General features: G+C 72.0%; 25 protein-coding genes and 1 pseudogene. 17 read left to right on the top strand and 9 right to left on the bottom strand.

Going from position 1 to position 21,453, the window contains the following annotated elements; genetic code table 11:
* Positions 1-79 precede the first annotated feature (79 nt).
* Positions 80-496 (top strand): annotated as a pseudogene (locus tag VGL30_RS08990) (nucleoside recognition domain-containing protein); the annotation flags it as partial.
* Positions 497-532: 36 nt separating this feature from the next.
* Entirely contained in the window at positions 533-862 is a 330-nt protein-coding gene (locus VGL30_RS08995) for a hypothetical protein (RefSeq protein ID WP_331539053.1), read from the top strand.
* Between the two features lie 37 nt (positions 863-899).
* Here VGL30_RS08995 and VGL30_RS09000 read toward each other — a convergent pair whose 3' ends face one another.
* The 6 genes from VGL30_RS09000 to hppD all read right to left on the bottom strand — a co-directional run bounded on the left by VGL30_RS09000 (position 900) and on the right by hppD (position 6,209).
* A complete protein-coding gene (locus tag VGL30_RS09000; RefSeq protein ID WP_331539054.1) occupies positions 900-1,391 on the bottom strand; it encodes a MarR family winged helix-turn-helix transcriptional regulator in 492 nt (163 codons plus the stop codon).
* A complete protein-coding gene (locus VGL30_RS09005; protein WP_331539056.1) occupies positions 1,388-2,392 on the bottom strand; it encodes a fumarylacetoacetate hydrolase family protein in 1,005 nt (334 codons plus the stop codon). Before VGL30_RS09005 ends, VGL30_RS09000 begins: the two co-directional genes overlap by 4 nt.
* Positions 2,393-2,416: 24 nt before the next feature.
* Entirely contained in the window at positions 2,417-2,695 is a 279-nt protein-coding gene (locus VGL30_RS09010; RefSeq protein WP_331539058.1) for a hypothetical protein, read from the bottom strand.
* Positions 2,696-2,899: 204 nt separating this feature from the next.
* Entirely contained in the window at positions 2,900-4,036 is a 1,137-nt protein-coding gene (locus VGL30_RS09015) for a homogentisate 1,2-dioxygenase (protein WP_331539060.1), read from the bottom strand.
* Positions 4,036-5,112, bottom strand: a complete 1,077-nt coding sequence (locus VGL30_RS09020; protein WP_331539062.1) for an isoaspartyl peptidase/L-asparaginase — start codon at positions 5,110-5,112, stop codon at positions 4,036-4,038. The genes VGL30_RS09015 and VGL30_RS09020 overlap by 1 nt, the downstream gene beginning before the upstream one ends.
* Positions 5,112-6,209, bottom strand: coding sequence for a 4-hydroxyphenylpyruvate dioxygenase (gene hppD, locus VGL30_RS09025; RefSeq protein WP_331539064.1), 1,098 nt, complete (start codon positions 6,207-6,209; stop codon positions 5,112-5,114). The genes VGL30_RS09020 and hppD overlap by 1 nt, the downstream gene beginning before the upstream one ends.
* Before the next feature lie 125 nt (positions 6,210-6,334).
* Here hppD and VGL30_RS09030 point away from each other — a divergent pair, with 125 nt between their 5' ends.
* The 12 genes from VGL30_RS09030 to ureG all read left to right on the top strand — a co-directional run bounded on the left by VGL30_RS09030 (position 6,335) and on the right by ureG (position 14,497).
* Positions 6,335-6,913 carry a YqaA family protein gene (locus VGL30_RS09030; RefSeq protein WP_331539066.1) on the top strand — a complete coding sequence of 193 codons (579 nt, stop codon included), beginning with the start codon at positions 6,335-6,337 and terminating at the stop codon, positions 6,911-6,913.
* Positions 6,914-6,941: 28 nt separating this feature from the next.
* Positions 6,942-7,475 (top strand): disulfide bond formation protein B, encoded by a 534-nt coding sequence (locus tag VGL30_RS09035; RefSeq protein ID WP_331539068.1) that lies wholly within the window; start codon positions 6,942-6,944, stop codon positions 7,473-7,475.
* The gene (locus VGL30_RS09040; RefSeq protein ID WP_414694968.1) at positions 7,472-8,035 is read left to right on the top strand and encodes a demethoxyubiquinone hydroxylase family protein; all 564 of its coding nucleotides are present in this window, start codon (positions 7,472-7,474) and stop codon (positions 8,033-8,035) included. The genes VGL30_RS09035 and VGL30_RS09040 overlap by 4 nt, the downstream gene beginning before the upstream one ends.
* A 477-nt stretch (positions 8,036-8,512) precedes the next feature.
* Complete coding sequence (locus VGL30_RS09045) at positions 8,513-8,689, top strand: hypothetical protein (RefSeq protein WP_331539070.1); 177 nt, start codon at positions 8,513-8,515, stop codon at positions 8,687-8,689.
* 145 nt (positions 8,690-8,834) lie between these two features.
* Positions 8,835-9,674, top strand: a complete 840-nt coding sequence (locus tag VGL30_RS09050; RefSeq protein ID WP_331539072.1) for an urease accessory protein UreD — start codon at positions 8,835-8,837, stop codon at positions 9,672-9,674.
* Positions 9,675-9,684: 10 nt separating this feature from the next.
* On the top strand, positions 9,685-9,987 hold the full coding sequence (locus VGL30_RS09055; protein WP_331539074.1) for an urease subunit gamma: 303 nt from the start codon (positions 9,685-9,687) through the stop codon (positions 9,985-9,987).
* A gap of 12 nt (positions 9,988-9,999) precedes the next feature.
* The gene (locus VGL30_RS09060; RefSeq protein WP_331539076.1) at positions 10,000-10,593 is read left to right on the top strand and encodes a HupE/UreJ family protein; all 594 of its coding nucleotides are present in this window, start codon (positions 10,000-10,002) and stop codon (positions 10,591-10,593) included.
* Positions 10,590-10,895, top strand: a complete 306-nt coding sequence (locus VGL30_RS09065) for an urease subunit beta (RefSeq protein ID WP_331539078.1) — start codon at positions 10,590-10,592, stop codon at positions 10,893-10,895. Before VGL30_RS09060 ends, VGL30_RS09065 begins: the two co-directional genes overlap by 4 nt.
* Positions 10,895-12,601: an urease subunit alpha gene (gene ureC / locus VGL30_RS09070; RefSeq protein WP_331539080.1), complete on the top strand. Its 1,707-nt coding sequence runs from the start codon at positions 10,895-10,897 to the stop codon at positions 12,599-12,601. The genes VGL30_RS09065 and ureC overlap by 1 nt, the downstream gene beginning before the upstream one ends.
* 78 nt (positions 12,602-12,679) lie before the next feature.
* Positions 12,680-13,120, top strand: a complete 441-nt coding sequence (locus VGL30_RS09075) for an urease accessory protein UreE (RefSeq protein WP_331539082.1) — start codon at positions 12,680-12,682, stop codon at positions 13,118-13,120.
* A gap of 88 nt (positions 13,121-13,208) precedes the next feature.
* Positions 13,209-13,868, top strand: coding sequence for an urease accessory protein UreF (locus VGL30_RS09080; protein ID WP_331539084.1), 660 nt, complete (start codon positions 13,209-13,211; stop codon positions 13,866-13,868).
* Positions 13,865-14,497 carry an urease accessory protein UreG gene (ureG, locus tag VGL30_RS09085; RefSeq protein ID WP_331539086.1) on the top strand — a complete coding sequence of 211 codons (633 nt, stop codon included), beginning with the start codon at positions 13,865-13,867 and terminating at the stop codon, positions 14,495-14,497. Before VGL30_RS09080 ends, ureG begins: the two co-directional genes overlap by 4 nt.
* On the opposite strand, the gene alc is transcribed toward ureG, so the two are convergent.
* The 3 genes from alc to puuE form a co-directional block, all read right to left on the bottom strand.
* Entirely contained in the window at positions 14,494-15,480 is a 987-nt protein-coding gene (gene alc / locus VGL30_RS09090) for an allantoicase (protein WP_331539088.1), read from the bottom strand. The two genes, ureG and alc, sit on opposite strands and share 4 nt — an antisense overlap.
* On the bottom strand, positions 15,480-15,977 hold the full coding sequence (gene uraD / locus VGL30_RS09095; protein ID WP_331539090.1) for a 2-oxo-4-hydroxy-4-carboxy-5-ureidoimidazoline decarboxylase: 498 nt from the start codon (positions 15,975-15,977) through the stop codon (positions 15,480-15,482). Before uraD ends, alc begins: the two co-directional genes overlap by 1 nt.
* A gap of 213 nt (positions 15,978-16,190) precedes the next feature.
* On the bottom strand, positions 16,191-17,096 hold the full coding sequence (gene puuE / locus VGL30_RS09100) for an allantoinase PuuE (protein ID WP_331539092.1): 906 nt from the start codon (positions 17,094-17,096) through the stop codon (positions 16,191-16,193).
* 111 nt (positions 17,097-17,207) lie between these two features.
* On the opposite strand from puuE, the gene uraH reads away from it, so the two are divergent.
* The 3 genes from uraH to xdhB are packed head-to-tail and all read left to right on the top strand — an operon-like array spanning position 17,208 to position 21,316.
* Positions 17,208-17,549: a hydroxyisourate hydrolase gene (gene uraH, locus VGL30_RS09105; protein ID WP_331539094.1), complete on the top strand. Its 342-nt coding sequence runs from the start codon at positions 17,208-17,210 to the stop codon at positions 17,547-17,549.
* 1 nt (position 17,550) lies between these two features.
* Positions 17,551-18,996, top strand: a complete 1,446-nt coding sequence (xdhA, locus tag VGL30_RS09110) for a xanthine dehydrogenase small subunit (RefSeq protein ID WP_331539096.1) — start codon at positions 17,551-17,553, stop codon at positions 18,994-18,996.
* Positions 18,989-21,316, top strand: coding sequence for a xanthine dehydrogenase molybdopterin binding subunit (gene xdhB, locus VGL30_RS09115; protein WP_331539098.1), 2,328 nt, complete (start codon positions 18,989-18,991; stop codon positions 21,314-21,316). The genes xdhA and xdhB overlap by 8 nt, the downstream gene beginning before the upstream one ends.
* The last annotated feature ends 137 nt before the right edge of the window (positions 21,317-21,453 follow it).

Genomic DNA, 21,453 nt, shown 5'->3' on the forward strand with positions numbered 1-21,453 from the left:
CGCCCTAGGCTCGCCGGCATGGGACTGAGCCTCGCAAAAGCCACGCCGGTGGAGCGCCGCGCCCGCCGCCAGCCGCGCCGGCGCCACCGCTCCGGCGATCAACTATTCGATCGCCGGCCAGCTGGGGCATCTGTTGCAGCCGCTCCTGCAGCCCATAGGGTTCAATTGGCAAATGACCGTGGCCCTGATCCCGGGCTTCGCCGCGCGCGAGGTGGCCGTCGCCGCCCTCGGCACCGTCTACGCGATCGGCAACGCCGACGCTGCGCCCGGCACGCTGGCCACCCTGCTCGCCCACCACTGGTCGATCGCCACCGGCCTGTCGTTCCTGGCCTGGTACGTCTTCGCGCCCCAATGCGCCTCCACCCTGGGGGTCGTGAAACGCGAGACCAACAGCTGGCTTTGGCCGCTGGTCATGCTGGTCTACATGACGGGCCTGGCCTACCTCGCGGCCTTCATCGTCTACCAGGCGGCGGTCGCCCTGGGCGGAGGCTCTTAACCCCGTCGTAAATTCCGGCGCCCTAGGCTCGCCGGCATGGGACTGAGCCTCGCAAAAGCCACGCCGGTGGAGCGCCGCGCCCGCCGCCAGCCGCGCCGGCGCCACGACCTCGCCAAATGCATCCGCGAGACCCTGCTGGCCCTGGGCGGCGAGGCGCACCGCAAGACGGTGATCGAGCAGCTCGCCCGCGAGTTCGGCCTCGACCCGCGCCACGCGCCGGCGGAGCTCGAGATCTCGGTGATCCGCGCCTACGAGGCCGTCCTGCACGACGAGGTCCAGCGCGCGGCTTTCGGTTTCCACCTGCCCTTCGGCGCCGGCTCCCACCGCTGGGGCGTCAAGCTCGGCGAGGTCGAGCTACCGAACTGAGGACCCAGCCTGCGGAAAGCCGTCAGGGGGCGGCGCCCTACTGCAGCCCCGCTTCCCCCGCGAGCCCCGTCGCCGCCGCCTGCAGCCGCCCGAGCAGCCGCTTCAGCAACGCCACTTCGTCCGGCGCGAGGCCGGCGATCAGCGCCGCCTCGTAGGCCAGCGCCAGGGGCGCGATCTCGCCGTGCAGCCGCCGGCCCTCCGCCGTCAGCGTCAGGAGGTGGCTGCGCCCGTCCGCCTCATGGTCCGAACGCCGCGCCAGCCTGCGCCGCACCAGCCCCTGCGCCGCCCGGCTGACCGTCACCTTGTCCATCACCGTGCGCGCCACCACGCCCGCCTGGGCGGCCGCCCCGTCCTCGGCCAGCACGCACATCACCCGCCACTCCGGCACCGTCAGGCCGAAGCGGTCGTCATAGGCCCGGGCGATCAGCCGGCTCACCGCATTGGAGGCGGTCGACAGGCGATAGGGCAGATAGGCGTCCAGCACGAGGCCCGAGGCGGGCGCGTCGTCCTGCGGCGGCTGCAGGTTCATGAGTCCGCGACATCCTGTTCGATGGCCCCGAAGATCGAGTGGCGGCGCCCGTCGCGCATTTCAATGCGCACCCGGTCGCCGGCCTTGAGGAAGCCCGTCCTGGGCGCCCCGTAGGCAAGCGTCTCGACGGTGCGCAACTCAGCGAGGCAGGAATAGCCCACGCCGCCCTCGGCCACCGGCCTGCCGGGCCCGCCGTCGTCGCCGCGATTCGAGACCGTGCCGGAGCCCACGATCGTCCCGGCCGACAGCGCCCGGGTCCTGGCGGCATGTGCGATCAGCGTCCCGAAGTCGAAGGTCATGTCGACACCGGCGTCGGCGCAGCCCAGCTCCGTCCCGTTCAGCTCCATCTCCAGCGCCCCGTGCAGCTTGCCGTCGCGCCAGCCCTCCAGCTCGTCCGGCGTCACCGCCACCGGCGAGAAGGCCGAGGCGGGCTTGGACTGGAAGAAGCCGAAGCCCTTGCCGAGCTCCTCGGGAATCAGGTTCCGGAGCGACACGTCGTTGGCCAGCATCACTAGCCGCACCGCCGCCAGCGCCGTCTGCCGGTCCGCCCCCTGCGGCACGTCGCCGACGATCACCGCCACCTCGCCCTCCAGGTCGCAGCCCCAGGCGGGATCGGCCAGCGGGATCGGGTCGCGCGGCCCCAGGAAGCCGTCGGAGCCGCCCTGGTACATCAGCGGCTCGGTCCAGAACGAGGCCGGCGTCTCCGCCCCTCGCGCCCGGCGCACCAGCTGCACGTGGTTCACATAGGCCGAGCCGTCCGCCCACTGGTAGGCCCGCGGCAGCGGGCTCGCCGCGTCGTGCTCGTGGAACCGCCGGCGGGGCGCGCCGCCGGTCTCCAGGCTGACGGCCAGCGCCCGCAGTTGCGGCTCGTAGGCCGCCCAGTCGTCCAGCGCCGCCTGCAAGGTGGCCACGATCGGCTGGGCCTCCACGCACCAGGCCAGGTCGTGGGAAACCACCGCCAGCCGTCCGTCGCGGCCGCCCTTCAGCGAGGCCAGCTTCATTCACATCCTCCCATGTCCGCCGGGTCAGTGGACCGCGCGCGGCAGCTCCCGCATCAGTCGCACGCCCTGCTCGTAGTCGCGCGGCTCATACACCACCACCTCGACCACGATGTCGTAGCCGGGCTCGTCCTTCCACAGGTAGTTGCGTTCGAAGCAGACGTCGCGCCCTGCCGGCGTGTAACCCTCGTAGATGTCGCCCCAGGGCGTCACCGCCGCGATCCGCGCCCAGCCCAGGTCGCAGGCCCGCTCCATCTCCTCCAGGGCGGCTTCCTCGAGATCGGCCTGCAGGTCGGCCTGGGCCATCTCAGGCAGCCTCCATCGCCGCCTCTTTCCTCCCCTGTCCCGCAGAGGACGGGGGAGGTGGCGCGCCCCGCAGAGGGCGTGACGGAGGGGACGAGCCAAGGCGCAGAACCCGCGCCGCCTCCACCACTCGCTCTTCGGCGAGTGGTCCACCTCCCCCGTCCTCTCCGGGACGTGGGAGGAAAGAGAACACTGGCGACCTCAGGCTCACGCCGGGCCTCTCCAGCTGTCCACATAGCCCGCGTCTTCCACGCCCAGGGCCGCCTCCCCCACCTCCAGCGGGTCACGGGCGTCGACCATCACCGCATATTCGTCGGTAGCGGGCTTGGGCTGGTGCAGCATGCTCTTCAGCGCCTTCGGATGTGGGCCATGGGTGAAGCCGGAGGGATGGAAGGTGAGCATTCCGGCCTCAATGTGGTCGCGGCTGAAGAAGTCGCCGGCGTGGTAGAACAGCACCTCGTCATAGTCGTCGTTGTTGTGGAAGAACGGAACCTTCAGCGCGCCGGGGTCGGTCTCGAAGGGCCTGGGCGTGAACGTGCAGACCACGAAACGGTCGGAGACGAAGGTCGTGTGCACCGATGGCGGCAGGTGGTAGCGGTGGCTGGCCACTGGCCGGAAGGCCGACACGTTGATCCGCACCGGCGCCAGGTCCCCGTGCCAGCCCACGGCGTCGAGCGGATTGTAGCCGTAGGTCGCCCACGAGACCTGGCCGCGTTTCTTGATCTCCACGGTGAACTCGCCGGCCTCGTCCTGGTGGGCGCGGAACGCCGCGTCCATTTCAGGCACGTCCAGCATCGCCGGATCGAACAACGCCTGGCCGCCCAGCAGGCCCTTGTCCGGCAGGCTGAAGTGGGCGTTGGTCGCCTCGATCGTCAGCAGCGACGTGCGCGCCGCAGGCCGCAGCCGCCACATCTCGCCCCGCGGCAGGTAGAGGTAGTCGCCGGTCGCATAGGCGATCCGGCCGTGGTCGCAGAACAGCTCGCCCGCGCCCTGGTGCACGAAGAGCAACAGGTCGCCGTCCGCATTGCGCGCCAGGTCGGGCATGGGCGCGGCCAGCGTCCAGAAGCCGATCTCAACCGCCGCATTGTGCAGCACCACGCCGGCGCCCCAGGGCGATGCGGACGGCGCTGCGAGCTTCTTCAGGTCAAAGGCGCGCGGCCTGAGCGGCCCCTCGAACTTCGTCCAGCCGGTGGGCGGCCGCTGATGATAGAAGAAGGTCGCGGGCCCGAAGAACCCCTCCTTGGACATCTCGCGCTCGTAGGCGCCCTCGGGCAAATCGGCGTGCGCCTGGCGCGAATGGCGGCCTTGGGCGGCGCGCACGGGGATGAAGTTGTGGCGGGTCATCAGGGTTCGTCCTTGTAGATCGCCACGCTCGCGGCCTCCCCCTCGGCGGCGCGCGCCCGGTACATGCCGGTGGTGTTGAAGCTCCAGGCTGTCCGCCCGTCCGGCCCCACGACGATCACCCCGCCGTCGCCGCCCAGGGCCGTCAGTTCCTGCTGCACCACCTGGTCGGCGGCGGCCTGCAGGCTGAGGCCCTTGTACTGCACCAGCGCGCAGATCTCCCGGGCCGCCGTCAGCCGGATGAAGTACTCACCCGTCCCCGTGGCCGAGACCGCGCAGGAGGCGTTGGACGCATAGGTGCCGGCTCCGATGATCGGCGAGTCCCCCACCCGGCCCCAGCGCTTGGCGTTGATCCCGCCGGTGGAGGTGCCGGCCGCCAGGTTCCCGCGCCGGTCGAGGGCCACGACCCCCACGGTGCCGTGCTTGCCCTCGTCGTGGGCCAGCGCCGCCGCCGCGGCCGCCGCGGCCGCCGCGGCCGCCGCGGCCGGCGCGCCCTGGGGCCTGGGCGGGATCGGCAGCTTCTCGGCCTGCAGCGTCTTGACCAGCGCCCGCCAGCGGGCTTCGGTGAAGAAATAGGCAGGGTCGGCCTGCTCCAGGCCCTGGGCCTTGCCGAACGCCTCGGCGCCCTCGCCGACCAGCATGACGTGGCCGGAATGTTCCATCACCGCCCGGGCCAGCGCGATCGGGTGCCTGGTGTGCGTCACCCCCGCCACCGAGCCCGCCGCCAGGGTCGATCCGTCCATGATCGCCGCGTCCAGTTCGTTGCGGCCCTCGGCGGTGAACACCGCCCCGCGGCCGGCGTTGAACAGCGGGTCGTCCTCCAGCAGCCGGATCGCCGCCTCCACCGCGTCCAGGGCCCCGCCCCCGCCGTCCAGCACCTTGCTTCCAGCCTGCACCGCCCGGGTGAGGCCCGCCCGGTAGGCGGCCTCCTGCGCGGGGGACAGGTCGCTGCGGCTGATCGCGCCCGCCCCGCCATGCACGACGATCGTCCAGGCCGGCCTGGACGCCGCCTGGGCCTGGGCGTGCTGCGCCAATCCCGTCAACAGAACCGCCGCCGCCAAGCCCGCCAGTCCACGCATCAACCCTCCTTCGCCGGCAGCACCCCGCGGCGAATCTGGTCGAGTTCGATCGACTCGAACAGCGCTTTGAAGTTGCCCTCCCCGAAACCCTCGTTGCCCTTGCGCTGGATCAGCTCGAAGAAGATCGGCCCGACCATGTTCTCGGTGAAGATCTGCAGCAGCAGCCCCTGGCCCTGGGTCGGCGCCCCGTCCAGCAGCACCTTGTCGGCCCGCAGCCGCTGCAGGTTCTCGCCGTGTCCCGGGACCCGGGCGTCAAGCTGCTCGTAATAGGCGTCCGGCGTGTCCTGGAAGCGCACGCCCCCCGCCTGCATCGTCTCCACCGCCGCGAAGATGTCGTCGGTCCCCAGCGCCACGTGCTGGATCCCCTCGCCGCGGTAGTCCTTCAGGAACTCCTCGATCTGCGAATGGGCGTCCCGGCTCTCGTTCAGCGGGATGCGGATCTTGCCGCAGGGGCTGGTCATCGCCTTGGAGACCAGGCCGGTCTGCCGGCCCTCGATGTCGAAGTAGCGGATCTCGCGGAAATTGAAGATCCGCTCGTAGAACTCCGCCCACTTGCCCATGGCGCCGCGGAACACGTTGTGGGTCAGGTGGTCGATGTAGGTCAGGCCCGCGTTGCGCCGCGCCAGCTCCGCCCCCGGGATCGGCACGAAGTCGACGTCGTAGATCTCCTGCGCCCCATAGCGGTCGACCAAGTAGAGGTTCGAGCCGCCGATCCCCTCGATGGCCGGGATGTTCAGCTCCATCGGCCCCGCCGGACCGCTCACCGCCTTGGCGCCGCGTTCCACCGCCAGCTTCAGCGCCAGGGCTGCGTCCTTCACCCGGAACGCCATGGCGTTGGCCGAGGGCCCGTGGACCTGGCGGAACTCCGCGGCCTGGCCGGCCGGCTCCATGTTGAGGATGAAGTTGATGTCGCCTTGCCGGAAGCGCAGCACGGTCTTCGACCGGTGACGGGCCACCGCAGTGAATCCCATCAGCTCGAAAAGGCCCTTCAGCCGCTCCGGCTCCGGCGAGGTGAACTCCACGAACTCGAAGCCATCGGTGCCCAGGGGGTTCTCGAACAGGTCTTCGCGGCGGGCGGCGGGTGCAGCGGCGGTCATGGCGGCGGTCTCCATTCCCCCAGGATATGGTAACGGATGAAACTATTTTCCGGAAGGCGGCGGGCGAGACAAACCGCCGCCCGGCCTGCTAGCAGAACGTCCAACCCGCCGCCGCTGGATCGCCGATGCTCCGCAAACTCTACGACTGGGTGCTGGCGCTGGCCGCCTCGCCCCGGGCGCCCTGGGCGCTGGCCGCCGTCTCCTTCGCCGAGAGCTCGTTCTTCCCGATCCCGCCGGACGTGATGCTGGCGCCGATGGTGGCCGCCCGGCCGCAGCGCGCCTTCATGTTCGCCGGGATCTGCACCGCCGCCTCGGTGCTGGGCGGGCTGCTGGGCTACGCCATCGGCGTTTTCCTGGAACCGCTCGGGCAGGCGATCCTGGCCGTGTTCGGCCACCCCGAGGGCGCCCGGGAGTTCCAGGCCTGGTTCGCCAAGTACGGGCTGGGCGTGATCCTGATCAAGGGCCTGACGCCGATCCCCTACAAGCTGGTGACCATCTCCGCGGGCCTAGCGCGCTTCGACTTCTTCACCTTCGTCTGGGCCTCGGCCCTGACCCGCGGGGTGCGCTTCTTCGTCGAGGCCGCCATCCTGAAGGTCTACGGCCCGGCCATCCTGGCGGAGGTGGAGAAGCGCCTGACCTTCTACGTCCTGCTGCTCGTGGCGGTGCTGGTCGGCGTGGTCGTGCTTCTGAAGGTCTTGGGCTGAGGGGGCTTTTCGGGTCAAATCGCCGCCGATGGACCAACTCGCGCGCAATCCGCCCGCCGACAACCTGCTGCTCGCGCGCTGGCGGCTCTGGGCCCTGGCCGCCTCGGCGGCCATGCTGGCGATCGCCCACGGCTTCCAGACCTTCGGCGGCTACGCGCCCTGCACCCTCTGCCTGCGCCAGCGCGAGGTCTACTGGCTCGCGGCGGCCGTCGCCGCGGCCTCAATGGTCGTCGTCCGCCTGTCGGGCGGGTGGCGCTGGCGCACGCCCTCCGGCTGGCTGCTGGCCCTGGTGTTCCTGGCCGGCGCCGGCGTCGCCGTCTACCACGCCGGCGCGGAGTGGAAGTTCTGGCCCGGCCCCACCGCCTGCTCCAGCGCGGGCGGACCTGTCAGCGCCGCCGACCTCAAGGCGCTGATGGTCGGCGCGAGGATCCACGGCCCCGCCTGCGACCAGGCCCCCTGGGTGTTCGCCGGCCTCTCGATGGCGGGCTGGAACGCGGTGATCTCCCTGGGCCTCGCGGCGCTCAGCGTCGCCGCGGCCTTGTACGAGCAGGCTCGGCGATGATCGAAAAGCCCGCCCCCCCCCGCCCCGGCCAGGGCGCCGCCGCAGCAAGGCTGGCGGAGATCCTGCGGGTCGACCACGCCGGGGAGTTGGGCGCCGTCGCCATCTATCGCGGCCAGCGCGCCGTCCTCGGCGAGGCCCGTGGCCATGAGCGCCTCGCCGGCCAGCTCGCCGACATGGAGGCGCATGAGGCCGCCCACCTCGCCCGCTTCGAAGCCCTGCTCGCCGCCCGCAAGGTGCGGCCCACCGCGCTCACCCCGCTCTGGCGTCTCGCCGGCTTCGCGCTGGGCGCCGGCACGGCGCTGATGGGCGACAAGGCGGCGCACGCCTGCACCGAGGCTGTCGAGACGGTGATCGAGGAGCACTACGCCGGCCAGATCGCGGAGCTGGCGGGCCGCGAGCCCGAGCTCGCCGCCGAGCTGTCCGCCTTCCGCGACGACGAACTGGCCCACCGCGACATCGCGCTGGCCGAAGGCGCCCGCGACGCCGTCGCCTACCCCGTCCTCTCCAGGCTCATCCGCCTCGGCTGCCGCGCCGCGATCCGCCTCAGCGAACGGATCTGATCGGAGCCTAGCCGCCCTCTCTAAGGGGGAATTTCAACCTGCTCCGCAGGCGAACGGGCCGCCAGCCGCTCGGCGACAGATTGCAGCACCGGCGACGCCGGGCAAGTCCGCAGCATCCGGCGAAGCGCCTCGTCCAGGGCGGACATTCTCGCAAGCCGGCGGTCGTTCTGATGCATCACCGCTCCAGGACCAGGCCGGCCTGAACGCCGGACCCGATAAAAAACCCGCTCGATAAGGCCGCTTCGGCCGGTCGATGGTGCGCAGAACTCGGCAGTGTGCGGAAAAGTTCGGTTTCCCGGCGTGATCGAACGACGGTTTTTGCACCGGCCGCGCTTCGCTCTCGCTGCGAGTCCCGCGCACCTGAACCGCCGGGCCGCGTCCGCGACCGCGCGATCCTGTTAAGCCGTTCGCCTGTGGCGCGAGTCTTGCCCGACTTTCCTGCGACGGCGGTCTCGCCGTCTCAATGGGAGACAGATCATGGGCATGTCCCTCAAGGAAGCGAACACTCGCGCCGTCAAGGAGGCCGAGGAGCGCGTCAAGCGCCACGGCCGCCGCGCGCCGGACCAGTGCATCGATGAGTACCTGTCGCTGTCCGCCGGCCATCCGCGGCGTCAGGAGCTCACCCGGGTGATCGCCGTCCTCAGCATGATGTAGCGCCCGCGAGCCCGACAGCCGCCCGGTCGGGACAGGCGCCGCGGAAATCGCCGCCCGCGCCGAAAAATCGGGCCCCCGCTCCCCGCGGGGCGGGGAGGGGCGTCCGACCCTGGACAGGGGGCCCCGCGGCGGCCACGCTCGCGGGGTGATCCAGGACTCGAGCCCCGCACTCCTTCCCGCGCCGCCGCGGCTGCAGCGCGCCCGGGGCCAGGGCCGCTTGGCGGTGGCCGCGGCCGAGGGTCCGACCCGGCTCGCCCGTCTCTATCAGGACGGCTGCGCCAAGATCCGCCTGCCGCGCGACGCCGCCGCCCGCGGCCTGGAGGCGGTGCTGATCAACACCGCCGGCGGCCTCACCGGCGGCGACCGCCTCGACTGGCGGGTGGAAGCCGGCTCCGGCGCCGTCCTGACCGTCACCACGCCCGCCTGCGAGAAGGTCTACCGCGCCCGCGACGGCCGCGCCGAGGTCTCCGTGTCGCTGCAGGCCGCCGCCGGCGCCGACCTCGCCTGGCTGCCGCAGGAGACCATTCTCTTCGATGGCGGCGCCCTGTCCCGCCGGCTGGAGGCGGATCTCGCCGCCGACGCCCGCCTGCTGGTGGTGGAGGCCGCCATCCTTGGGCGCACCGCCATGGCCGAGACCGTGCGAACGGGCCTTCTGCGCGACCGCTGGCGCATCCGGCGCGAGGGCCGCCTGGTCTTCGCCGACGACCTGCGCTTCGAGGGCCCGGTGGCGGCGATCGCCGACCTCGCCCCCATGCTCGGCGGAGGCCGCGCCTTCGCCTCGATCCTGTTGGCTGCGCCCGACGCCGCGGCGCTGCTCGAGCCCCTGCGCCGGGCCGTCGGCCCACAGGGCGGCGCCAGCGCCTTCGACGGCAAGCTGTTCTGCCGCCTGGCCGCCGCCGACGGCCTGGTCCTGCGCCGCGCCCTGGTCCGCGCCCTGGCGGCCCTGCGCCACGGCGATCCCCCGCCGCGCGTCTGGCGGACCTGAGAGACCCCGAATGAACCTCACGCCCCGCGAAAAGGACAAGCTGCTCATCGCCATGGCCGCCCAGGTGGCGCGCCGGCGGCTGGAGCGCGGCGTCAGGCTCAACCATCCCGAAGCCGTCGCCCTGATCACCGACTTCGTGGTCGAGGGCGCCCGCGACGGCCGCACCGTCGCCGAGCTGATGGAGGCCGGCGCCCACGTGGTCGCCCGCGCCCAGGTGATGGAAGGCGTCGCCGAGATGATCCACGACGTGCAGGTCGAGGCCACCTTCCCCGACGGGACCAAGCTGGTCACCGTCCACGAACCGATCCGCTGAGGAGCCGACTCGATGCCAAAGCCGCTGCGCCGACTGAGGGGGTTCCTCGCCACCCTCTTCGTCCTCGCCCCCGCGACCGCCTTCGCCCACCCGGATCATCCCGGCCACGAGGCCCTGGGCTTGGACGCCGGCTTCCTCCACCCCTTCACCGGCTCGGACCATATCCTGGCCATGGTCGCCGTGGGCCTCTGGGCGGCGCTGCGCGGCGGCCCCGCGCTCTGGGCCTGGCCGGCGGCCTTCGTCTCGGCGATGGCGGTGGGCTTCGCCTTCGGCCAGGCCGAGGCCCTGGCCTTCTCCGTGGAGCCGGCGATGCTGGCCTCGGTGATCGTGCTGGGTGCGCTCACCGCCGCCCAGGCGCAGGTCCCGCTGGTCTGGGGCGCGATCCTGATCGGAGCCTTCGGTGCGGCGCACGGCTACGCCCACGGGACAGAGGCGCCGGGGGCCGGTGTCGGCTACCCCGCAGGCTTCGCCCTGGCCACCGCCAGCCTGCACCTGGCGGGCCTCGCCGCCGGCCTGGCCCTGCGCCGCTTCGGCAAGCCCGAGGTGATCCGGCTGCTGGGCGCCGGCGCCGCGGCGGGCGGCCTCATCCTGGCGGTCGCCGCATGATCCCCGGGGAAGTCATCCCCGCAGCCGGCGAGATCGAGCTCAACGCCGGCCAGCCGGTGGTCACCCTGGTCGTGGCCAACACCGGCGACCGGCCGATCCAGGTGGGCAGCCACTACCACTTCGCCGAGACCAACCCGGCGCTGGCCTTCGACCGCGCCGCCGCCCGCGGCCTCAGGCTGGACATCGCCGCCGGCACGGCCGTGCGTTTCGAACCCGGCCAGTCCCGCGAGGTCGCGCTCGTGCCGCTGATGGGGGCGCGCCGGGTGTTCGGCTTCCGCCAGGCGGTGATGGGAGACCTCTGATGGCGCGCATCTCCCGGGCGGCCTACGCCGACATGTTCGGTCCCACCGTCGGCGACCGGGTGCGGCTGGCCGACACCGAGCTGTTCATCGAGGTGGAGCGCGACCTCACCACCTACGGCGAGGAGGTGAAGTTCGGCGGTGGCAAGGTGATCCGCGACGGCATGGGCCAGTCGCAGGCCTCCCGCGCCGAGGGCGCCGTGGACACCGTCGTCACCAACGCCCTGATCGTCGACTGGTGGGGGATCGTGAAGGCCGACGTCGGCCTGCGCGACGGCCTGATCTTCCGCGTCGGCAAGGCCGGCAACCCGGACACCCAGGCCGGCGTCGACATCGTCATAGGTCCCGGCACCGAGGTGATCGCCGGCGAGGGCAAGATCCTCACCGCCGGCGGCATGGACGCCCACATCCACTTCATCTGCCCCCAGCAGATCGAGGAGGCTCTGATGAGCGGCGTGACCTGCATGCTGGGCGGCGGCACGGGGCCGGCCACCGGCACCAACGCCACCACCTGCACGCCGGGCCCCTGGCACCTGCAGCGGATGCTGGAGGCGGCCGAGGCCTTCCCCATGAACCTGGCCTTCGCCGGCAAGGGCAACGCCAGCCTGCCCGCCGCCCTGGTGGAGCAGGTGGCCGCCGGCGCCTGCGCGCTGAAGCTGCACGAGGACTGGGGCACCACGCCGGCCGCCATCGACTGCTGCCTGGACGTGGCCGACCAGCACGACGTCCAGGTGATGATCCACACCGACACCCTCAACGAGAGCGGCTTCGTCGAGGACACTATCGCCGCCTTCAAGGGGCGCACCATCCACGCCTTCCACACGGAGGGCGCCGGCGGTGGGCATGCGCCGGACATCATCAAGCTGGCCGGGCTGGCCAACGTCATCCCCTCCTCCACCAACCCGACCCGGCCCTACACCCGCAACACCCTGGCCGAGCATCTCGACATGCTGATGGTCTGCCACCATCTGGACCCCTCGATCCCCGAGGACGTGGCCTTCGCCGAGAGCCGCATCCGCCGCGAGACCATCGCCGCCGAGGACATCCTCCACGACCTGGGCGCCTTCTCGATCATCTCCTCCGACAGCCAGGCCATGGGCCGGGTGGGCGAGGTGCTGATCCGCACCTGGCAGACCGCCGACAAGATGAAGCGCCAGCGCGGCGCCCTGCCCGGCGACGGCGCGGCCGACAACGCCCGGGTCAAGCGCTACATCGCCAAATATACGATCAACCCCGCCATCGCCCACGGCATGGCCGGCCACATCGGCAGCGTCGAGCCCGGCAAGCGCGCCGACCTGGTGCTCTGGTCGCCGGCCTTCTTCGGGGTGAAACCCGACCTCGTCCTGTTGGGCGGGACCATCGCAGCCGCCCCCATGGGCGACCCCAACGCCTCGATCCCGACGCCGCAACCGGTTCACTACCGCCCGATGTTCGCCGCCTACGGCCGGTCGGTGACCCGCTCGGCCGCCGTCTTCGTCTCGAAGCTTTCCCTGGACCGGGGGATCGGCGAGCGCCTCGGCCTGCAGAAGACCCTGCTGCCCGTCGAGAACACCCGCGGCGGCCTCTCCAAGGCCTCGATGATCCACAACTCGGCCACCCCGGTGATAGAAGTGGACCCCGAAACCTACGAAGTCCGCGCCGACGGCCAGCTGCTCACCTGCGAACCAGCTGAGGTGCTGCCGATGGCCCAAAGGTATTTCCTGTTTTGATGAGCCGCCCTCTCTTTAACGTCATGGCCGGGCCTGTCCCACGGCTGTCCGGCCATGACGTTTGGGAATGTTGAATCCATGAGCCGCATCGCCGAAGTCCTGCCTGCCGGCGCCTGGGGCGAGGCGCCCGCCGACCGCGTGGTGCTGGACTATGACGGCCGCCACCGCCGCCGCATCATGCTCACCGGCGCCTCCGGCCGCGAGTACCTGCTTGACCTGGCCGAAGCCCGCCACCTCAGAGACGGCGACGGGCTGAAGCTCGCCGAGGGCGGCGTCGTGCAGGTGGTGGCCCGTCCCGAGCCCCTGCTGGAGATCCGCGCGGCCAGCCCCGAGGCCCTCGTCCGCCTGGCCTGGCACATCGGCAACCGCCACCTGGCCGCCGCCGTCCGCCGCGACCACATCCTGATCCGCCGCGACCACGTCATCGCCCACATGCTCGAGCACCTGGGCGCCCGGGTCGCCGAGGTCGACGCCCCCTTCGACCCTGAGGGCGGCGCCTACGACGACCATGCTCACTAAAAAACCCGCTCATCCCCACGAAAGCCGGGACCCAAGCCGACTTCCCAAACCTACTCAACCCTCAGCTTGGGCCCCGACTTTCACCGGGGTGAGCGGGGATGGAAACACCCACCTCCTGCGCCTGCTCACCTGGCTGTCCCCCGCCTTCCCGGTCGGCGCCTTCGCCTATTCCCACGGCCTGGAGCAGGCGATCCGCGACGGCGCGGCAGCCGACGCCGGCCGGCTGCGCGCCTGGATCGCCGCCCTGGTCGAGTACGGCTCCGGCTGGACCGACGCAGTGCTGTTCAAGGCCGCCTGGACGGCCGCGGCGAGCCAGGACGACCTCGCCCTGGCCGACGTCGCCGAACTCGCCGCCGCCCTCCCGGCCTCCCTGGAACGCCGCCGCGAGACCCTGGCCCAGGGCGAAGGCTTCCTCGCCGCCGCAAGGCCATGGACCACCGTCCCGCCGCCCCTCGCCTACCCCGTCGCCGTCGGCGTGGTGGCCGGCCGCCTGGCCGTTCCCCTGGAACCGGCCCTTACCGCCTGGCTGCACGCTTTCTGCGCCAGCCAGGTCAGCGTCGCCGTCCGCGCCGTGCCGCTCGGCCAGACGGACGGCGTCGCGGTGATCGCGGCCCTCGAGCCGGTGATCCTCGCCGCCGCGGTCCGCGGCGCCCTCTCCACGCTGGACGACCTGGGCTCGGCGGCCATTATCTCCGACATCGCCGCCATGCGGCACGAGACCCTGCAACCGAGGCTCTTCATCTCATGAACAGGCACGGACCATTGCGCGTCGGCGTCGGCGGCCCTGTCGGCTCCGGCAAGACCACCCTGGTGGAAAAGCTCTGCAAGGCCATGCGCGACCGCTGGAGCGTGGCCGTCGTCACCAACGACATCTACACCCAGGAGGACGCCCTGATCCTCACCCGCCTGCAGGCCCTGCCCGAGGACCGCATCCTGGGCGTCGAGACCGGCGGCTGCCCGCACACCGCCATCCGCGAGGACGCCTCCATCAACCTGGCCGCGGTGGCCGAGATGAACCGCCGCTTCCCCGACCTGGACGTGATCTTCATCGAAAGCGGCGGCGACAACCTGGCCGCCACCTTCTCGCCCGACCTCGCCGACCTGACGCTCTATGTGATCAGTGTCTGCCAGGGCGAGAAGATCCCCCGCAAAGGCGGCCCGGCCATCACCCGCTCCGACCTGCTGGTGATCAACAAGACCGACCTCGCCCCCTACGTCGGCGCCGACCTTTCCGTCATGCAGTCCGACGCCGCCAGGGCCCGCGGCGAGCGCCCCTTCGTGTTCTCCGACCTCACCCGGCTGAAGGGCGTCGACGACATCGCCCGCTTCATCGCCAAGGCCGGCGGCCTGGCCGAGCCGATGGGCGAGGTGGCTTAGCGGATCACGCGCCCCATCAGCCTCAGCCGGCTCACCCCGCCGTCGGGGATGATGTTCAGCCGCACGAAGCGCACCGGCCCGATCTGCGCCAGGTCGCGGAACGCATGGATCTGGTCGGCCGAAAGCTTCGCCTCCGGCAGCAACATCGGCCAGGCCTCGGATTGGGCGGCCATCTCCTCCGGCGTCCCGTGCGCCCGGGCCGTCGCCTGAAGGAAGCAGCGGTCGGGATAGTTGCCCTTGAAGTGGGCCGTATCCACCACGGCCTCCTCGATCCGCCCGAAGGCGCCCAGTTCCAGCACCGCCCAGTCATGGCCCGGCTCACGCCGGCGCCGCGTCTCCCAGCCGTCGCCCATGTCGGCTCCGCGGCCCGGTGCGGTCAGGTTCTCCACCCGCCCGAAGTGCTCGTCGTTGGCGATGACCCCCCGCCCGCCGTTGGCCATGGCCAGCAGGTCGACCACCTCGTCCACACCCACCTGCGACCAGTCCTTGGCCACCCGCCCCCAGACCCGCAGGCGCGCGACGCCGCCGTCCGGGAAGATGTGCAGCCGCACGTGGGTGACCGGCTGGTCGTGCTCGATGGGGACGTAGACCCGGTCGTCGCCCTTCAGCTCCAGCCGAGACGTCAGCCTGGTCCAGGCGGCGTCCTCGGCGGGAACCATGTCGTCCGAGACGCAGGCCTCCAGTTCGGCGCCAGGCGGGTAGTTGCCGGTGAAGTGGCGGGTGTCGATCTCGAACCCCGCCACCACGCCCGGGACCCCCAGCCGCACCACGCACCAGTCGTGGCCGGGGACCCGCTTGCGCCGGCTCTCCCAGCCGTCCATCCACTTGCCGTTCTCGTCGTACTTGCCGGGGACGAACACCGGCTCGGCCGGCGAGATCAGCCGCGCCTTGTCGGCGAAGAAATCGTCGGTGGCGTAGACCACCTCCGAGCCCAGCCGCAGCTGGGCCAGGTCCACGAAGCGGCGGCGCAGGTCGTCGAACATCATCCCTCCGCAAACAGGTCGGCGATGCGGAAGCCCGCTATTCTGTGGATCTCGGCCATCGCCGTCTCGAACTCGGTCCCGGGATCGTTGGCCAGCCTGGCCTCGAAGGCGGCCAGGATGTCGGCCCGGGCCGTCCCCTTCACCGCCACGATGAAGGGGTGGCCAAAGCGGGCGCCATAGGCGGCGTTCAGCCGCTGGAAAGCCGCGAACTCCGCCGGCGTGCACTGGTCGAGGCCGGCGCCGGCCTGCTCCTTCACCGAGGCCTCGGCCATCCGCGTCCGGCCGGCCAGCTCCGGGTGGGCGCGGACCAGCGCCAGCCGCAACTCCGGCGGCGCGGCGTCCACCGCCGCCCGCATCGCCGCCGCCAGCGCCGTCCGGTCGTCCAGCGCCCCGGCCTCCACCTGCGGCCACACGGCCTCCGCCGCCCAGGGCGAGCCCTCGTAGACCGGGCCGAAGCGGGCGAGGAAGGCGGGGTGCGAGAGCGCGCTGGGGATCATGCGCCCCCCCTTTCCTCCCCTGTCCCGAAGAGGACGGGGGACCGCCCGCCGAAGAGCGGGTGGTGGAGGGGGCGCGGACCTGGCGCGGTGCATTGGCTCGCCCCCTTCGACACGCCCTCGGAGTTCATCCTCGGGCCGGCCACAGGCCGGACCCGGGGAGGGCGCGCCACCTCCCCCGTCCTCTGCGGGACAGGGGAGGAAAAGGCGCCGCCGCTACGCATGCGGATGCCGCGCGCGCCAGTGCCGGGCGATGTCGATCCGCCGGCAGAACCAGACATCGTCGTGGCCGAGCGCATAACGGATGAACCGCTCCAGCCCGGCCATCTTTCCCGGCCGCCCGACGATCCGGCAGTGCAGTCCCACCGACATCATCTTCGGCCGCTCCGCCCCCTCGGCGTACAGCACGTCGAAGGCGTCCTTCAGGTAGGAATAGAACTGCTCGCCGGTGTTCAGCCCCGTGCCGGCGAAGCGCATGTCGTTGGCCTCCAGCGTATAGGGCACGATCAGCTGCGGCTTTCCCTCCACCTCCGTCCAGAACGGCAGGTCGTCCGAATAGTCGTCGGCGTCGTAGAGGAAGCCCCCCGCCTCGGCCACCAGCCGGCGGGTGTTGGCGCTGGTGCGGCCCGTGTACCAGCCCAGCGGCCGCTCGCCGGTCACCCGGGCGTGGACCTCGATCGCCTTCTGCAGGTGCGCCCGCTCCTCGGCCTCGGGGACGTTCTGGTAGTTGATCCAGCGCCAGCCGTGCGAGGCGATCTCGTGGCCGGCCTTCAGGAAGGCCTCCACCACGGCGGGATTACGCTCCAGCGCCATCGCCACGCCGAACACCGTCGCCGGCACATGGTGGCGCTCGAACAGCCGCAACAGCCGCCAGACCCCGGCGCGGGAGCCGTACTCGTAGACCTGTTCCATGCTCATGTGCCGCGCGCCTGGGACCGGCGCGGGGTTGATCAGGTCGGAGAGGAAGGTCTCGGCCCCGCCGTCGCCGTGCAGCACGCAGGCCTCCCCGCCCTCCTCGTAGTTCAGCACCATCTGGACGGCGATGCGGGCGCCGCCCGGCCAGTCGGCATGGGGCGGGTTGCGGCCGTAGCCAATCAGGTCGCGGGGATAGTCGCCGGTCATCGATGATCGCTTATCAGGCTTGCGGCCGGCCCCAGCCTCGCAGCCGGCCGGTCAGGTTGCAATTCCCCAGGCTTGGGCGGACTCTGGGCGCATCGTAGCCGATGGAGCCTCATGAGCGGCCTGACGACCCACGTCCTCGACACCATGCACGGCCGGCCGGCTGCGGGGATCGCCCTGCGCCTCCTCAAGGGCGGGGTGGTGGTCGCGGAGGCCCGCACCAACGCCGACGGCCGCTGCGACGCGCCGCTGCTCGACGCAGAAACCCTGACCCAGGGCCGCTACCGCCTGGAGTTCGAGGTGGGCGCCTACTACCGCGCCCTCTCCGTCGCCCTGCCCGCCACGGCCTTCCTGGAGACCGTGGCCATCGAATTCGGCGTCGACGACCCGGCCGGGCGCCACCACGTGCCGCTGCTGGTCAGCCCCTACGCCTACTCCACCTACCGGGGGAGCTGAGGTGGCCCGCGGCGTCATCCGCTTCCTGCTGGACGGCGAGGTGCGCGAGCTCGTCGGCGTCGACCCGACGCTGACGGTGCTGGACCTGCTGCGCCACCACCTGCGCCGCACCGGGACCAAGGAAGGCTGCGCCGAGGGCGACTGCGGCGCCTGCACCGTGGCGCTGGCCGAGCTAGGGGGCGAGAAGGTCCGCATCCGCGCGGTCAACGCCTGCCTCCTCTTCACCCCCATGCTGGACGGCCGCGCCCTCTTTACGGTGGAGAGCCTGGGCCGGCCGGCCGCCCTGCACCCGGTGCAGCAGGCGATGGTGGACCACCACGGGTCGCAGTGCGGCTTCTGCACTCCGGGCTTCGTCATGTCGCTCTACGCCCACCAGCGGTCGAGCGGCCCGACCGACCAGGCCGGCCTCAAGGAAGCGCTGGCCGGCAACCTCTGCCGCTGCACCGGCTACGGGCCGATCCTGGCCGCCGGCCGGACGATGGGTCCCGATCCCGACGCCGCCGCCCTTCCCGAGCTCGCCGCCGCCCTGCGCGCGGTCCGGCCCACGGAGCCGCTGGAGCTCGACCACCGCGGCCGCCGCTTCCTCGCCCCCCGCACGGCCGACGCCTTCGCCGCCGCCTTCGCCGCCCATCCCGACGCGACCATCCTGGCCGGCGGCACCGACGTGGGCCTGTGGGTCACCAGGCAGCATCGCACCCTGCCCACCGTCATCTCGCTGGGCGAGGTCTCCGACCTGCGCGCCGTGGCCGACGACGGCGCGTCCCTGCGCATCGAGGCCGGCGCCCGCTACGCCGACGCGGCCCCGGCGCTCGCCGCCCTGCACCCGCAGTTCGCGGGCTTCCTCGCCCGGCTGGGCGCGGTCCAGGTGAGGAACCTCGGCACGGTCTGCGGCAACATCGCCAACGGCTCGCCCATCGGCGACATGCCCCCGGCCCTGATCGCGCTGGGGGCCACACTGCACCTGCGCCGCGGCGGCGAACGCCGCACCCTTCCGCTGGAGTCCTACTTCCTGGCCTATGGCCGCCAGGACCGCCGCCCGGGCGAGTTCGTCGAGGCTGTGACCATTCCCCGCCCCGCGCCCGAACGGATCGTGCGGCTCTACAAGCTTTCCAAGCGCTTCGACCAGGACATCTCCGCCGTCTGCGCCGGGATCTCCGTCGCCTTGCAGGACGGCCGGGTGGACGACGCCCGCATCGCCTTCAGCGGCATGGCCGCGACGCCGAGGCGCGCCCACGCCTGCGAGGCGGCGCTGATCGGCCGACCCTGGACCGAGGCCGCCGTCCGCCTCGCCGCCCGGTCCCTCGCACTGGACTACCAGCCGATCTCCGACATGCGCGCCTCGGCCGCCTACCGCCTGCAGGCCGCGCAGAACCTGCTGGTCCGCGCGGTCCTGGAAAGCGGCGACGCCCCTGTCCAGGTGGGCCACCTGGAGCCGGTCGATGGCTGACTCCGGCGCCCCTGTCCGCGCGGGCCCCACGGTCCACGTCCCCATCGCCCACGACAGCGCCGAAAAGCACGTGGCCGGCGAAGCGCGCTACATCGACGACCTGCCCGAGCCCGCCGGCCTGCTGCACGTCTTCGTGGCCCAGAGCGCCCGCGCCCACGCCCGGATCGTCCGCCTGGACCTGTCCGCCGTCCGAGCCGCCCCCGGGGTCGCCTGCGTCCTGGCCGCCGCCGACGTGCCGGGCAAGAACGACATCAGCCCCATCGCCGGCGACGACCCGATGTTCCCGGTGGAGGAAGTCCGCTACGCAGGCCAACCCCTGTTCGCCGTCGCCGCCGAGAGCCTGCCCAAGGCCCGCGCCGCCGCGGCCCTGGCGGTGGTGGAGTACGAGGATCTCCCCGCCCTCCTCGACATCGCCGCCGCCCGCGCGGCCGGCTCCACCATCGAGGCCAGCCAGACCATGCGCCTGGGCGACGCCCGCGCCGCCATCGCCGCTGCGCCCCATACGGTCTCGGGGACGCTGGCCATCGGCGGCCAGGACCACTTCTACCTGGAGGGCCAGGTGGCTCTGGCGGTCCCCGGCGAGGACGGCGACCTCTTCGTCTGGTCCTCCACCCAGAACCCCACCGAGACCCAGCACATCGTCGCCCGGGCGCTGGACCTGCGCGACCATGCGGTGACGGTGGAGGTCCGCCGGATGGGCGGCGGCTTCGGCGGCAAGGAGACCCAGTCGGTCCACTATGCGGCCATCGCCGCCCTGGCGGCCGCGAAGACCCGTCGCCCCGCCAAGCTGCGCCTCGACCGCGACGACGACATGGTGATGACCGGCAAGCGCCACGACTTCCAGGTGGACTGGCAGGTGGGCTTCGACGGCGAGGGCCGGCTGGCCGGCGCGGCCTTCGACTTCGCCTCCCGCTGCGGCCATTCGGCGGACCTGTCCGTGGCGATCAACGACCGGGCGATGTTCCACGCCGACAACGCCTACTGCCTGCAGGCGGCCGAGATCGTCTCCCACCGCCTGCGCACCCACACGGTCTCCAACACCGCCTTCCGTGGCTTCGGGGGTCCGCAGGGGATGATGGCCGTCGAGCGGGCGATGGACGCCATCGCCCTCAGCCTCGGCCGCGACCCCCTCGACGTGCGCCTGGCCAACCTCTACGGCGTCGCCGGCGACCGGACCCCCTACGGCCAGACCGTCACCGACAGCGTCGCCCACGAGCTGATGACCGAGCTGGCCGACGCCTGCGCCTACCGCGCTCGCCGCGCCGCCGTCACCCGTTGGAACGCGGAGAACCATTGGCTGAAGCGGGGCCTGGCGCTGACGCCGGTGAAGTTCGGCATCTCCTTCACCGCCACCCACCTGAACCAGGCCGGCGCCCTGATCCATATCTACACCGACGGCTCGATCCACCTGAACCACGGCGGAACCGAGATGGGCCAGGGGTTGATGGTCAAGGTGGCCCAGGTGGTCGCCGACGCCTTCGCCGTCCCCCTCGCCCAGGTGAAGGTCAGCGCCGCCCGCACCGACAAGGTGCCCAACACCTCGGCCACCGCCGCCTCGGCCGGCAGCGACCTGAACGGCATGGCGGCCCGGAACGCCGCCGACGCGATCAAGGCCCGGCTCGCCGCCCTCGCCGCCCAGGTGTTCGACTGCGCCATCGAAGACGTGGCCTTCACCCCCGATGGCGTGCGGGCCGGCGCGCAGGTGGTCGGCTTCACCGAGCTGGTCCGCCGCGCCTATTTCGAGCGGGTGTCGCTGTCGGCCACCGGCTTCTACCGCACGCCAGACATCCACTACGACCGGGCGACCCACCAGGGCCGGCCGTTCTACTACTACGCCTATGGGGCCGCGGCCTCCGAGGTGGCGGTGGATGCGCTCACCGGCGAGAACCGTGTGCTGCGGGTGGACATCCTCCACGACGCCGGCCGCTCGCTGAACCCGGCGGTGGACCTGGGGCAGGTGGAGGGCGGCTTCATCCAGGGCATGGGCTGGCTCACCACCGAGGAACTGGTGTTCGACGCCGCCGGCCGCCTGGCCACCCACGCCCCCTCCACCTACAAGATCCCCGCCGCGGGCGACCGGCCGCCGATGTTCAACATCCGCCTGTGGGACAAGGGCGAGAACCGCCAGCCGACCATCGGCCGTTCCAAGGCGGTGGGCGAGCCGCCGCTGATGCTGGCGATCTCGGTGTTCTCGGCGCTCACCGACGCGGTCGCCAGCGTCGGCGGGCGCCAGGTGATGCCGAACCTCGACGCGCCGGCCACGCCGGAACGGGTGCTGGCCGCCATCGAAGACCTGCGCCGGAGGGCCGGCGATGTCTGAGCGGACGGCGCGCGCCGGAAGGAACGGGGATGCACACATTCCACTGCGGCGACCGCACCCTTTTTCCTCTCCTGTCCCGAAGAAGACGGGGCAGGTGGCGCGCCCTCCTCCATCCACTCTCCTGCGGATGGTCCCCC

The sequence above is a fragment of the Phenylobacterium sp. genome, assembly GCF_036502675.1.
Taxonomy (GTDB): Bacteria; Pseudomonadota; Alphaproteobacteria; order Caulobacterales; family Caulobacteraceae; genus Phenylobacterium.